Annotated in this window: 11 protein-coding genes and 2 rRNA genes; 12 read left to right on the forward strand and 1 reads right to left on the reverse strand. The window is 64.9% G+C overall.

The genetic code is table 11. The features are described 5' to 3' along the window. From QZM72_RS09690 to QZM72_RS09710, 5 genes are all read left to right on the forward strand, one after another. Positions 1-115: ribosomal RNA gene (locus QZM72_RS09690) — 23S ribosomal RNA — on the forward strand; the annotation flags it as partial. A 153-nt stretch (positions 116-268) separates the two neighbouring features. Further along, positions 269-381, forward strand: a 5S ribosomal RNA gene (rrf, locus tag QZM72_RS09695). A 370-nt stretch (positions 382-751) separates the two neighbouring features. Next, a complete protein-coding gene (locus tag QZM72_RS09700; RefSeq protein ID WP_089466591.1) occupies positions 752-2,827 on the forward strand; it encodes a molybdopterin-dependent oxidoreductase in 2,076 nt (691 codons plus the stop codon). 137 nt (positions 2,828-2,964) lie between these two features. After that, positions 2,965-4,638 (forward strand): long-chain fatty acid--CoA ligase, encoded by a 1,674-nt coding sequence (locus tag QZM72_RS09705; protein ID WP_301737963.1) that lies wholly within the window; start codon positions 2,965-2,967, stop codon positions 4,636-4,638. Positions 4,639-4,707: 69 nt separating this feature from the next. Next, positions 4,708-4,920, forward strand: a complete 213-nt coding sequence (locus QZM72_RS09710) for a hypothetical protein (protein ID WP_301737964.1) — start codon at positions 4,708-4,710, stop codon at positions 4,918-4,920. Here QZM72_RS09710 and QZM72_RS09715 read toward each other — a convergent pair. Beyond that, a complete protein-coding gene (locus QZM72_RS09715) occupies positions 4,917-6,068 on the reverse strand; it encodes a porin (RefSeq protein WP_301737965.1) in 1,152 nt (383 codons plus the stop codon). The genes QZM72_RS09710 and QZM72_RS09715 overlap by 4 nt on opposite strands. A 276-nt stretch (positions 6,069-6,344) precedes the next feature. Here QZM72_RS09715 and coq7 point away from each other — a divergent pair, with 276 nt between their 5' ends. From coq7 to murF, 7 genes are all read left to right on the forward strand, one after another. Next, complete coding sequence (gene coq7, locus QZM72_RS09720; protein ID WP_301737966.1) at positions 6,345-6,971, forward strand: 2-polyprenyl-3-methyl-6-methoxy-1,4-benzoquinone monooxygenase; 627 nt, start codon at positions 6,345-6,347, stop codon at positions 6,969-6,971. A gap of 385 nt (positions 6,972-7,356) precedes the next feature. Next, positions 7,357-7,785, forward strand: a complete 429-nt coding sequence (mraZ, locus tag QZM72_RS09725; RefSeq protein ID WP_006487094.1) for a division/cell wall cluster transcriptional repressor MraZ — start codon at positions 7,357-7,359, stop codon at positions 7,783-7,785. 23 nt (positions 7,786-7,808) lie between these two features. After that, a complete protein-coding gene (rsmH, locus tag QZM72_RS09730) occupies positions 7,809-8,750 on the forward strand; it encodes a 16S rRNA (cytosine(1402)-N(4))-methyltransferase RsmH (RefSeq protein ID WP_301737968.1) in 942 nt (313 codons plus the stop codon). Continuing rightward, positions 8,747-9,088: a cell division protein FtsL gene (gene ftsL / locus QZM72_RS09735; RefSeq protein ID WP_089466597.1), complete on the forward strand. Its 342-nt coding sequence runs from the start codon at positions 8,747-8,749 to the stop codon at positions 9,086-9,088. Before rsmH ends, ftsL begins: the two co-directional genes overlap by 4 nt. Continuing rightward, entirely contained in the window at positions 9,085-10,944 is a 1,860-nt protein-coding gene (locus QZM72_RS09740; protein WP_089466598.1) for a penicillin-binding protein 2, read from the forward strand. The genes ftsL and QZM72_RS09740 overlap by 4 nt, the downstream gene beginning before the upstream one ends. Next, a complete protein-coding gene (locus tag QZM72_RS09745) occupies positions 10,941-12,488 on the forward strand; it encodes a UDP-N-acetylmuramoyl-L-alanyl-D-glutamate--2,6-diaminopimelate ligase (RefSeq protein ID WP_301737969.1) in 1,548 nt (515 codons plus the stop codon). The genes QZM72_RS09740 and QZM72_RS09745 overlap by 4 nt, the downstream gene beginning before the upstream one ends. Next, entirely contained in the window at positions 12,485-13,891 is a 1,407-nt protein-coding gene (murF, locus tag QZM72_RS09750; protein ID WP_089466600.1) for a UDP-N-acetylmuramoyl-tripeptide--D-alanyl-D-alanine ligase, read from the forward strand. The genes QZM72_RS09745 and murF overlap by 4 nt, the downstream gene beginning before the upstream one ends. Positions 13,892-13,903 lie beyond the last annotated feature (12 nt).

Below are 13,903 nucleotides of genomic sequence, written 5' to 3' on the forward strand. Positions count from 1 at the left end.
TGGGGACTAGATCCCCTTGAAGGGTCGTTCGAGACCAGGACGTTGATAGGTCAGGTGTGTAAGCGCAGTAATGCGTTCAGCTAACTGATACTAATTGCCCGTAAGGCTTGATCCTATAACAAGTCTGCCTTGTAGATCGGCGCCGTGCGCAAGCACTGGCCGCGATCCAAAGCGACAAGTTGGATTCTCGTGTGTGATACACACAACTCAAAATTACTGCTTCTTCCAAGATTGGTTGCGCTGCGAAGCAACGCAACAACCCCCTTTGCCTGATGACCATAGCGAGTCGGTCCCACCCCTTCCCATCCCGAACAGGACCGTGAAACGACTCTACGCCGATGATAGTGCGGATTCCCGTGTGAAAGTAGGTAATCGTCAGGCTCCCTTAGCCAAGAACCCCCGCCCGACAAGGCGGGGGTTTTTGCATTTCAGCGTCCTAAAAAGCGCGCAGCGAAGCGTTACCGAGGCTACGTCCGTCGGCTTGCCCTGACGCAAGCCATCACAACATCAAACTCCCTCCCTCGCTTCCATCTCCGGCGATCCCGACGATTACTGCTCGTATCCTCGATCAAGACCGCACCTTTGCCTCCGCAACGTATCGACACGCGAAGGCGCGATCCGCTTCCGCTTCCTGGAGCCAGCCACTTTGCCCGTCTTCGATCAGATCATCCAAAATCGCCATGAAATGAACGCTTTATTCGGCGCGCCCACGTAAAATTTGCGAACCTCCATCCTCCCTGCATTCAAAACGATGAACGCCGCCACCCAGGTAGCCCGGGCCGTTTGCCCGCATGATTGTCCGGACACGTGCGCAATGCGGGTGACCGTCGAGAACGGCAAGGCAATCAAGGTCATCGGCGACCCCGACCATCCGCCGACGCAGGGTGTGTTGTGTACGAAAGTCAGCCGATACGCGGATCGTGTTCATCATCCCGATCGCCTCACCGTTCCGCTCAAGCGGGTCGGCGCGAAAGGGGAAGGGCGCTTCATGCCGATCAGCTGGGACGAGGCATTCGACGAGATCGGGCGTCGACTCGGTGAAATCGCCGAGCGCGCGCCGGAAGCAATCATGCCGTACAGCTATGCGGGAACGATGGGGCTCGTGCAAGGCGAGGGCATTGCCCAACGCTTCTTCCACAAGCTCGGCGCCTCGCGGCTCGAGCGCACGATTTGCTCGGCGGCCGGTGCAGCCGGGCTGCGCTACACGTACGGCGGTAGTGTCGGCATGCATCTCGAGTACTTCGAGGAAAGCGAACTGATCCTGATATGGGGCGCGAATCCGATTGCATCGAGCCTGCACTTCTGGACCCGCGCGCAGGAAGCGAAGCGCCGTGGCGCGCGTCTTGTCGCGATCGACCCGTATCGTTCGCTGACCGCGGAGAAATGCCATCAGCACATCGCACTGAAGCCCGGTACCGATGGCGCGTTTGCACTCGGCATGATGTACGTGCTGATTACCGAAAACCTGCTCGATCACGATTACATCGCGGACCATACGCTCGGCTTTGACGCGCTCAAGGCGCGCGCCTTGTCCTATCCGCCGGAACGCGTCGCGCAAATCTGCGGCATCGACGCATCGGAGCTGGTCGACCTTGCGCGTCGCTACGGTGCTACCCGCAAGGCGTCGATTCGCCTCAACTACGGCATGCAGCGCGTTCGCGGCGGCGGCAATGCCGTGCGCGCGATTGCAAGCCTGCCGGCGCTGACGGGGGCGTGGCGCGATCGGGCAGGGGGCCTGCTGCTCTCGTCGTCGGAATCCGCGCCCGTCAATCAGGCGGCGCTGCTGCGACCGGATCTGATGCCCGGTTGGCCGAACAAGCTGCCGCGCATCATCAACATGAACGCGATCGGCGACGCGCTGCTGCATCCGGGCGACGCGACGTTCGGGCCAAAGGTCGAAGCGGTGATCGTGTACAACTCGAATCCGGTGGCGGTTGCGCCGGACTCGTCGAAAGTTGCCGAGGGTTTCGCACGTGACGATTTGTTCACGGTCGTTCTCGAGCACTTCAAGACGGATACGGTCGATTTCGCCGACATTGTATTGCCGGCGACCACGCAGCTCGAACATCTGGATGTCCATAAGTCGTATGGTCATACCTACGTGATGGCGAATCTGCCGGCGATTCCGCCGGTGGGAGATGCGCGGCCGAACACGGAGATCTTTCGCGGCATTGCGCGCAGCATGGGGCTCGACGAGCCCGCGCTCTATCACAGCGACGAGGAGGTCGCGCGCGCGGCGCTTCGCTGGGACGATCCGGCGCTCGACAGCGACTGGGACACGTTGAAGCGCGCCGGCTGGCTGAAGCTCAAGCTGCCGGAAGCGCCGTTCGCGAACGGCGGTTTCCGCACACCCTCCGGCAAGTGCGAGTTCTACAGCCCGCGGCTCGAGCAGACGGGCATGGACCCCGTCCCCGACTACCTGCCGCCGTTCGAATCGGCCGAAGCCGCGCCCGAGCTTGCCGCACGCTATCCGCTGGCGATGATTTCGCCGCCGGCCCGGCACTTCCTGAACAGCACGTTCGTGAACGTCGACAGCCTGCGTTCGACGGAAGGCGAGCCGCACCTCGACATGCATCCGTCCGACGCCCGCGCGCGCGGGATCGCAGAGGGTGACGTCGTCCGGATCTTCAACGACCGCGGGTCGATGCAGGCGCACGCGCGCGTGACCGATCGCGCGCGTGCCGGGCTTGTCGTCGGGCTGTCGATCTGGTGGAAGAAGCTGTCGCCGGACGGCAGGAACGCGAACGAGGTGACAAGCCAGGCGCTGACGGACCTGGGCAATTCGGCGACGTTTTACGATTGTCTTGTGGAAGTTGAGCGGATTTGATCGAATATCGACGTATGATCAGACGAAATTGACATGCAAGTTCGAAGTGGACATCTAACCCTGTTGTCTCGGGGCGGGGGAGCCGTTACGATGCGTTTTAGCACGACCATTCGAAAATCTGTGAGGAGACGCGCGGTATGGATAAAATTTGGCTGAAATCGTACCCACCCGGCGTTCCAGCCGAAATTGACTCCTCTCCTTATCCGTCCGTTCCGGACCTGCTCGACGAGAGCTTCCGGCAATACCGCGACCGTACCGCGTTCGTCTGCATGGGCAAGGGCATCACGTACGGCGAGCTCGACAAGCTGTCGCGCGAATTCGGCGCGTGGCTGCAATCCCGCGGCCTGGCTCGCGGGGCGCGTGTCGCGATCATGATGCCGAACGTGCTGCAATACCCGGTCACGATTGCCGCGGTCCTGCGTGCCGGCTACACCGTCGTTAACGTCAACCCCCTCTATACGCCGCGCGAGCTCGAGCATCAGCTGAAGGACAGCGGTGCGGAGGCGATCGTCATCCTCGAGAATTTCGCGTCGACGCTGCAGGCCGTCATCGCCAATACGGCCGTCAAGCACGTGGTCGTCGCGTCGATGGGCGACTTGCTCGGCATCAAGGGCTGGCTCGTCAATTACGTCGTGCGCAACGTGAAGAAGATGGTGCCTGCGTGGCAACTGCCGTCGTTCACGCGCTTCAAGGCCGCGCTGTCGGACGGCGCGCGGCAGGGTTTCAAATCGCAGAAAATCGGTCCCGACGACGTCGCGTTCCTGCAGTACACGGGCGGGACGACCGGCGTGGCGAAGGGCGCGACGCTGCTGCACCGGAACATCGTGTCGAACGTGCTGCAGGCCGGCGCCTGGCATCAGCCGGCTCACGACAAGTACCCGGACGTGAAGCAGTTCGTGACGGTGGTCGCGCTGCCGCTGTATCACGTGTTCGCGCTGACCGTCTGCGGTTTCCTGACGATGCGTACGGGCGGCATGGGCGTCCTGATCCCGAATCCGCGCGATATCGCCGGCATGATCAAGGAACTGAAGGGCTACCAGATCTCGACGATTCCGGCCGTCAACACGCTGTACAACGCGTTGCTGAACCATCCCGAATTCGGTCAGCTGGACCTGTCGAAGCTCGTGATCGCCAACGGCGGCGGCATGGCGATCCAGGAAGGTGTCGCGAAGCGCTGGTATGAAAAGACCGGTACCGCGATCATCGAAGGATACGGGCTGTCCGAAACGTCGCCGGTGGCGACCTGCAACCCCGTGACGGCGACCGAATACAGCGGCACGATCGGTTTGCCGCTGCCGTCGACCGAAGTCGCGATCCGCGACGATGCCGGCAACGACGTCGCGCTCGGCGAGCCGGGCGAGATCTGCATCCGCGGGCCGCAGGTGATGGCCGGCTACTGGAACCGGCCGGACGAGACCGCGAAGGTCATGTTCGCGGACGGCTTCTTCAAGACGGGCGACGTCGGCGTGATGGATGCGCGCGGCTATGTGAAGATCGTCGATCGCAAGAAGGACATGATTCTCGTGTCCGGCTTCAACGTGTATCCGAACGAAGTCGAGGACGTGGTGGCGTCGCATCCGGGCGTGTTCGAGGTGGCGGCAGTCGGCGTGCCGGACGAGCATTCCGGCGAAGCCGTGAAGCTGTTCGTCGTCAAAAAGGATCCGGCGCTGACCGACAAGGACATCCTTGCCTACTGCAAGGAGCGGCTCACCGGATACAAGCGGCCGAAGCTCGTCGAGTTCCGCACGGAGTTGCCGAAGACGAACGTCGGCAAGATCCTGCGGCGCGAACTGCGAGACGGACGCGCGTAACGCACGCAACGACACGGTTGAACGAAAAGCCCGGCCTGTGCCGGGTTTTTCGTTTTCGGTTGCGGGTGAATGACCGGAAGCGCCTGTTTCGTGCGGGCGGCGGCGCAAGCCTCGCGCTTCGACCCGATGGCCGTGACGGCGCACCGCGATGCGCGTCTACCGCCCCCTGTGGACCGGTCGATTCACCAATCCGCCCCCACCGACATCCTCGCCGCGCCAGAAAAGAAAAAGGCGCCCGAAGGCGCCTTCAATATGCTGCGGCTTGTCAGGCAAGCTGATTAGAACTTGTGACGGATGCCGACGCGCGCCGCGACCTGGTTGCTCGTGCTCGAGCCGGCCAGACCGTTGATCGCTGCCGTTGCCTTCAGGACGTTCCCGTTCGAATCGAGCACGTTGCCCGATGCGTGCTGGTACACGCCGATCGCGTAGACGTCGGTGCGCTTCGACAGGAAGTAGTCGACGCCCAGCGAGCCCTGGTGGTACTTGGCTGCCGAGTTGCCGTCGATCTTGCTGCCTTGCGTGTAGTCGTACGCCGCGCCGAGGATCAACGCCGGGGTCAACTGGTACTTGAAGTTGATTTCGCCGTTGTTGAACGTCGCGGTCTGGTTCACGAACGGGCCTGCCGAGAAGCCCTTGAACTTCGTGTTCGAGTACGTCGCGCCGATCGTTGCCGCGCCGAACGTGTACGCGCCGCCTGCACCGATGACCTGGTACGTGTTCGCGTTGTTCGCGTACGCGCCGTAGACCGGCGACGAGACGGACGACGACGTGGAACCGTTGTTGAACATGCCGCCGAACTGGTTCGGCGTACGTGCGTTCAAGTAACCGACGCCGAGGACCAGCGGGCCGTTGTTGTAGCCTGCGCCGAGCGACCAGACCTGGTTCTTCGAGAACTGGCCTGCCTGGCCGCCGAAGCTGTACAGGCCGCCGAACGTGAGGCCGCCGTAGTTCTGGCTCGTGAACTTGACCGCGTTGTTCACGCGATACGCGTTGTTGAAGTTGTCGAGGTCGCCCGGGTGAGCGGCGATGTAGCCGCCCCACTGGTCGCCTGCCTCGAGCGGGCCGACGAAGTCGACGACGGAGTCGTACTGGCGACCCAGCGTGACCGTACCGTACGGGCTCGACAGGCCGACGTAAGCCTGGCGACCGAACATCAGGCTGCCCTGACCGAGCCTGCCGCTGTTCACGTCGAAACCGTTTTCGAGGGTGAAGATTGCCTTCAGGCCGCCACCGAGGTCTTCGGTGCCGCGCAGACCGAAGCGGCTGCCTTGCATCACGCCGCTGGCGAGGCCGTACAGGTGCTTGCCGCCTGCGTTGTTGTTGAAGAGGAAGCCTTCATCGATGATGCCGTAAAGCGTCACGCTGCTTTGCGCATGGGCAGCGCCAGCGAACGCGCCCAGCGCGACGAGCGCGAGAAGCGACTTTTTCATTAGCGGATCTCCAAGAATCACTGAATTTTTTTGGCGGGGCGGATAGTTATGTTCTGTCGACGAGCCCCATCAACTTCGCAAGAAGTCGCACGTAATGTAGCAAAGCCGGTTTTTGCCACAAAGCGAAATGCTGCAGCTCAACGCCACCATGTTTCCTTTATGCAACAATGGTTAAAATCACGGGTTAACCGCAATTTCCGCTGAATAATCAACTCGGTTACGCAGCGCACTCGTGCCCTTGCCGCGCGCAGCGGCACCTGCAGCCAGGAGAACAGGATGGTGTTGGATGAACTTATCAGCGAATTCGATCGCGGCCTGCGATCGCTGACCGGCATTAGCCGGATGAGTCGGCCGGTGCCCGTGCCGGCCGATACGACGGACGTCGAACTGACGCCCGCCGAGCGCACGCACGCGGCCGGCCTGATGCGCGTGAATCACGTCGGCGAGGTCTGCGCGCAGGCGCTCTACCAGGCGCAGAAGCTCACCGCGCGCACGGCGTCGGCGAAGGCAATGTTCGAGGAGGCCGCGCGCGAGGAGGAGGATCACCTCGCATGGACCGCGCACCGCCTGAAGGAACTCGATTCGCGCCCGAGCCTGCTGAACCCGCTGTGGTATGCCGGCGCGCTCGCGATCGGCGTGGCGGCCGGCACGCTCGGCGACAAGGTCAGCCTCGGCTTCATGGCCGAGACGGAGCGTCAGGTCGAGAGCCATCTCGAAGGTCATATGTCCGAGCTGCCGCCGACCGACACCGCGTCGCGCACGATCGTCGACCAGATGCGGATCGACGAGGTGAAGCACGGCAAGGCCGCGACCGACGCCGGCGGGATCGAGCTGCCGCTGCCCGCGCGGATGCTGATGCGCGCCGCATCGAAAGTCATGACGCGCACTGCGTACTATCTCTGAGATTAGCGCCGGGGTGGCGTGGGACGCCGCTCCGGTTCGCCGCCCCCATACCGCCCGCTCACTCCTCGTTTTCCCGCTCCCGAAAGCCCCATCCGCACGCCCGTCTGGCCCGTCTTTCTCACGTATCACCTTCACAAGTTGCACTAGCTCATTCATTTATAACGGTTTTTGGTATGAGGGGTCGCATGAGCATGTGCGCGTAAGTCCTTGTTCTAACTAACAAAATTCGTCAAAAAAGCGGGCCGCTCCCTTGACCGTGCCACACCCTTCCTCTAAAGTGGGAGACAGTGTGAGAAAGTGTATTTTTGTGTGATTTAGCGGGCTGTTCCGGCTAAATTCTCAGCATTGAGCGGGTGCTTCGGTGCCCTGAACGGGAGAGCGGAAAGTGTTCCAAGGGGCGTCGGCGCTGACGCTCGATGCGAAAGGGCGGATGTCGGTGCCGGCTCGCTATCGCGAAGCGCTGCAAGGACAGGCAGAAGGACGGGTGACTGTGACCAAGCACCCGGACGGCTGCCTGTTGCTGTTTCCGCGCCCCGAATGGGAAGTGTTCCGCGCCAAGATCGCCGCGCTGCCGATGGACGCGCACTGGTGGCGGCGAATTTTTCTCGGCAATGCGATGGATGTCGATCTCGACAGCGCGGGCCGGATTCTCGTATCGCCCGAGCTGCGCATGGCAGCCGGACTGGAAAAGGAAGTCATGTTGTTGGGAATGGGTAGTCACTTCGAGCTGTGGGATTCGCAGACCTACAACGCGAAGGAGCAGGCAGCGATGGCGCAGGGCATGCCCGACGCGCTGAAGAATTTCACGTTCTGATTGCGGTGACGGAGACGCCCGCGATGGGAAACGAATTGCAGCATCGGACCGTATTGCTGGACGAGGCGGTCGAGTCGCTCGTCACGCGGCCGGACGGCGTGTATGTCGACGGCACGTTCGGGCGTGGCGGCCATAGTCGCGCGGTGCTCGCGCGGCTGGCGCCGGCCGGGCGGCTGATCGCGTTCGACAAGGATCCGAGGGCGATCGAGACGGCGCAGGGCATCGAGGATGCGCGCTTCTCGATCGTGCATGACAGCTTTGCATCGATGCGCGACGCGCTTGCGGCGCGCGGCGTCGAGAATGTGTCGGGGGTGTTGCTGGACCTGGGCGTGTCCTCGCCGCAGGTGGACGATCCGGCGCGCGGCTTCAGTTTCCGCGCCGATGGTCCGCTGGACATGCGAATGGATCCGACGCGCGGCGAGTCGGCGGCCGAATGGCTCGCGCGGGCATCGGTGCAGGAATTGACGGAGGTGATACGGGATTATGGGGAAGAACGGTTTGCTTTTCAGATTGCAAAGGCGCTTGTTGCTCGCCGGGCAGAGTCCGACCGTCTTGGGCCTCTCGACACCACGGGCGAGCTTGCCCAAATCGTGGGTCACGTCGTCAAAACCCGTGAGAAGGGCAAGGATCCGGCAACCCGCACCTTTCAGGCTATACGGATTCACGTCAATCAAGAGCTTGCGGACCTGCAAGTCGTACTAGACGCGGCACTGTCGTTGCTGGAGCAAGGGGGGCGGCTGGTGGTCATCAGCTTTCATTCACTCGAGGACCGGATCGTCAAGCGATTCATGCAGGCGCACGCGAGTGCGCCTGCGGTCGATCGTCGCCTGCCGATCCGCGCCGTCGACCTCCCGAGCCCCCCGCTCAAGATCATCAGCCGCCAGTTTCCGAGCGAAGCGGAAGTCGCCGCGAATCCGCGCGCCCGCTCGGCCGTGATGCGCATTGCGGAGCGCGTCACGCCATGAGCCGTCTCAATATCTTCCTGCTGATCATCGTGATGGGTTGCGCGCTGTCGGTCGTCAACTCGACGAACCAGCAGCGCCAGATCTTCATCCAGTTGCAGCGCGCGCAGTCGCAGGAGCGTCAGCTTCAGCAGGACTACGCGCAGCTTCAATATCAGCAGAGCGCGCTGTCGAAGACGTCGCGCATCGAGCAGCTCGCGAACGATTCGCTGAAAATGCAGCCGATTTCGACCGGCCGCACGCAATACCTGACGCTGCCGCCGGGTGCGGCGAAGGCGATCGACGCGCCGGTCGCGGCATCGGCCGACACGGCCGGCAAGGGCAAGGGGGGGGCGCGATGAAGCCGTCCCCGAAGCGCCAGAACGTGAAGTTCTCGTCGAGCCCCGTGCTGGGCGTGCATTTGCCGATGTGGCGCTCGAAGCTCGTCGTGTTCCTGCTGTTCATGGCGTTCGTCGCGCTGGCCGCGCGGGCGTTCTGGATTCAGGGGCCCGGCAACGCGTTCTATCAGAAGCAGGGCGAAAGTCGCTACCAGCGCACGCTCGAGCTGCCGGCTACGCGCGGCAAGATCCTCGACCGTAACGGGCTCGTGCTCGCGACCAGCTTGCCGGTGCGCGCGATCTGGGCGATTCCGGACGCGGTGCCCGACGATCTCGACGCCGACAAGATCAACCAGCTCGGCAAGCTCCTCGGCATGACGTCGAAGGAACTGCGCGTGAAGCTGTCGGAAGACAAGGGTTTCGTCTACGTGAAGCGCCAGGTGCCGATCGACGTCGCGGACAAGGTCGCCGCGCTCGACATTCCCGGCATCTATCAGCGCAACGAATACAAGCGCTTCTACCCGGAAGGCGAGATCACCGCTCACCTGATCGGTTTCACGAACGTCGAGGACGAAGGGCAGGAAGGCGTCGAACTGGGCGACCAGAAGATGTTGGCCGGCACGTCGGGCATGCGTCGCGTGATCAAGGACCGGATGGGCCACATCGTCGAGGATGTCGCCGAACAGATCCCGCCGCACAACGGCACCGACGTCGACCTGTCGATCGACAGCAAGATCCAGTACATCGCGTACGCGAACCTGAAAGCCGCCGTCGAGAAGTTCAAGGCGAAGGCTGGCGCGGCGATGGTCGTCGACGTGCGTACCGGCGAAGTGCTCGCGCTCGTCAACTACCCGACGTACAACCCGAACGACCGTTCGCGCATGACGGGCGAGCAGTTGCGCAACCGGATCATGACCGACGTGTTCGAACCGGGCTCGATCATGAAGCCGTTCACCGTGTCGCTCGCGCTCGACCTGCACCGCGTGACGCCGAACACGCTCGTCGAGACGGGCAACGGGCATTTCGTGCTCGACGGCGCGCCGATTACCGACGATGCGGGTTTCGGCACGCTGACGGTCGGCGGCGTGATCCAGAAGTCGAGCAACATCGGCGCGACGAAGATCGCGATGACGATGCGGCCCGAGGAAATGTGGAATATGTATACGAGCATCGGCCTGGGCCAGGCGCCGAAGGTCGGGTTCCCGGGCGCGGTGGCCGGCCGCCTGCGTCCGTGGAAGAGCTGGCGCCGCATCGAGCAGGCGACGATGTCGTACGGCTACGGCTTGTCGGTGTCGCTGTTCCAGCTCGCACGGGCTTACACGGCGATCGCGCACGATGGCGAGCTGATGCCCGTGACCATTTTCAAGCACGACCCCAATCAGCCGGTCGTGGGCACGCAGGTATTCACCCCGACCACCGCTCGCGAAGTGCGCGCGATGCTCGAGACGGTGGTCGCGCCAGGCGGCACGTCGCCGGATGCGGCCGTGCCGGGCTATCGCGTCGGCGGCAAGAGCGGGACCGCATACAAGCACGAAGGTCACGGCTACACGCGCAAGTACCGCGCGTCGTTCGTCGGGATGGCGCCGATGCCGAATCCGCGCGTCGTGATCGCGGTGTCGGTCGACGAGCCGACCGCCGGCAGCCACTTCGGCGGCCAGGTGTCGGGCCCCGTATTCTCGGCGATCGCCGGTGACACGATGCGTGCGCTGAACGTCCCGCCGAACATGCCGATCAAGCAGCTCGTCGTGTCCGACGATTCGCCGGAATCCCCTGCCGCAAAGGGCCCGCAAAAGGGCCCGCAAAAGCTGGCCGCGGGCGGCGGCGCGAAGCATATGATCGTATCCAGCACGACACGTAATTCACCAGGAGTGGTTCGATGAGCGCCGCCCGCAGTTCCCATCCGGCGCATCAGCAGATCGCAGCCGCGCTCGCGTGGCTGCGTCAGTATGTGGCCCCCGCGGCGCAACTGCATGCCGACACGCGCAGCCTCGAGGCTGGCGACGTGTTCGTCGCGTATGCGGTCGACGGGGCAGATAACCGTGCTTTCATGGCCGACGCCGTCGCGCGCGGTGCGGCTGCCGTGCTGTATCAGCCGGAAGGGCTGACCGACGCACCGGGCGCGCCGGCCGTCCCCGTCGCGCTCGCAGTGCCGGCGCTCGATCAGCTCGCTGGCGAGATCGCCAGCGGCTGGTACGGCGATCCGAGCGACAGCCTGCTCGCGATCGGCGTCACCGGCACGAACGGCAAGACGTCGTGCACGCAATGGATCGCCACCGCGCTGACGGCGCTGCACCAACCGTGCGCGGTGATCGGCACGCTCGGCACCGGGATGCCCGGCCAGCTCGTGCCGACCGGCTTCACGACGCCCGACGCGCCGCAACTTCAGCGCAGCCTTGCGAAATTGCGCGACGCGGGCGCGCAGGCGGTGGCGATGGAGGTGTCGTCGCACGCGCTGCACCAGGGGCGCGTGAACGGGACGGCGTTCGACATCGCGGTGTTTACGAACCTCACCCAGGATCACCTCGACTATCACGGTACGTTCGATGCGTACGAAGCCGCGAAGGCGAAGCTGTTCGCGTGGCGCGGCTTGCGCGCGGCGGTGATCAACCGCGACGACGCAGCGGGCCGCCGCCTGCTCGAGAAGCTGGCCGGCCGCGTGCGCACGATCGCGTACGGGATCGGCGACGCACCGACGCCCGACGCCGATCGCGAGCTGATCGCGCTCGACGTGCGCGCGACCGCGACGGGCACTGCATTCCGCCTGCGTTCGTCGTGGGGCGACGCGGACGTCGAGGTCGGCACGCTCGGCACGTTCAACGTCAGCAACCTGCTCGCCGTACTCGGCTCGCTGCTCGCGGCCGACGTGCCGTTCGACGCAGCGCTCGCCGAGATCGAGCGGCTCGAGTCGGTCAACGGCCGGATGCAGCGGCTCGGCGGCCGGCTGCAGAACGACGAACCGCTCGTCGTGATCGACTACGCGCATACGCCCGACGCGCTCGAAAAGACGCTCGACGCGCTGCGGCCGATCGCCGCGGCGCGCGGCGGCCGGCTCGTCTGCATGTTCGGCTGCGGCGGCGATCGCGATGCGACGAAGCGTCCATTGATGGGCGCGATCGCCGAGCGGCTCGCCGATGAAACCGTCGTCACGAGCGACAACCCGCGCAGCGAGGATCCGCAGCACATCATCGACCAGGTCGTCGCGGGCATGACCGCGCCCGATCGCGCGCGCCGTATCGAGGATCGCGCGAGCGCGATCCTGCAGGCCGTGCGCGGCGCCGCACGCGAGGATGTCGTCGTGCTGGCCGGCAAGGGCCACGAGGCCACGCAGGAAATCATGGGCAAGAAGCGTACGTTCTCCGACCAGGATCACGCGCGGCTCGCGCTCGCCGCGCGTGCGACGCACGGCAAGGGAGGCGCCGAATGACGATGCTCGGTCTCGGCGAAGCCGCCCGTCTGATTCCCGGCGCCACCGTCCACGGCGACGCGGGCGTGACGTTCGACCGCGTGTCGACCGATAGCCGCACGGTCGGCCCGGGCGACCTGTTCGTCGCGCTGAAGGGCGAGCGCTTCGACGCGCACGACTTCCTCGGCGACGTCGCCGCGCGCGGCGCGGCCGCGGCGCTGGTCGCGCACGCGCCGGCGGGCGTCGCGATGCCGATGATCGAAGGCGGCGAAACACGTGCCGCGCTCGGTGCGCTCGCGCATGGCTGGCGGATGCGATTCCCGCTGCCGCTCGTCGCGGTGACGGGCAGCAACGGCAAGACGACCGTCAAGGAAATGATCGCGTCGATCTTCGCGGCGGCGGTCGGCGCCGACGCACGGCTCGCGACGGCCGGCAACCTGAACAACGATGTCGGCCTGCCGCTGACGCTGCTGCGCCTGTCGGCCGCGCATCGTCTCGCGGTCATCGAGATCGGCATGAACCATCCGGGCGAAACCGAAGTCCTCGCGCGCCTCACCGCGCCGACGGTCGCGCTCGTCAACAACGCGCAGCGCGAGCACCAGGAATTCATGGCGACGGTCGAAGCCGTCGCGCTCGAACATGCGGCCGTGATCCACGCGCTGCCGCCGGACGGCGTCGCGGTGTTTCCGGCCGACGACGCGTACGCGGGCATCTGGCGCGTCGCGGCGACCGGCAACCGGATCCTCGATTTCGCGCTGCACGACGCCGAACGGCAGAACGACGCGCAGGTCGTCGGTCGCATGCACGGCGGCGAACTCGCGATCGACACGCCGGCGGGCGCCGTCACGGTGCGGCTGCGTGCGCTCGGCGAGCACAACGCGCGCAACGCGCTGGCCGCGACGGCCGCGGCGCTCGGCGCCGGCGTCGCGCTGTCGGCGATCCGGCAGGGGCTCGAATCGTTCGAACCGGTCAAGGGCCGGCTGCAGGTGAAGCAGGCGAGCGTCGGCAGCCTCGCGGGCGCGACGGTCGTCGACGATACGTACAACGCGAACCCCGATTCGATGCGTGCGGCGATCGACGTGCTCGCCGCGCATCCGGCGCCGCGCGTGCTGGTGATCGGCGACATGGGCGAAGTCGGCGACGAAGGGCCGGCATTCCACCGCGAGATCGGCGCGTACGCGCGCGAACGCGGAATCGACGCGCTGTTCGCGCTCGGCGACGCATCGCGCGACGCGTGCACCGCATACGGCGACACGGCACGTCATTTCGGCGACGTCGGCGCGCTCGTGTCGGCGCTGCTCGCGGCCGGTTACGGCGCGCAGGCGACGGTGCTCGTGAAGGGCTCGCGGTACATGAAGATGGAGCGCGTGGTCGACGCGCTGACGAACCAACCCGCAGCGGGCGCCGTGCCCGCCGCACACTGAGTAGAAGGAAGG

It is taken from the genome of Burkholderia sp. AU45388 (assembly GCF_030481585.1).
GTDB classification, from domain to species: Bacteria; Pseudomonadota; Gammaproteobacteria; order Burkholderiales; family Burkholderiaceae; genus Burkholderia; species Burkholderia sola.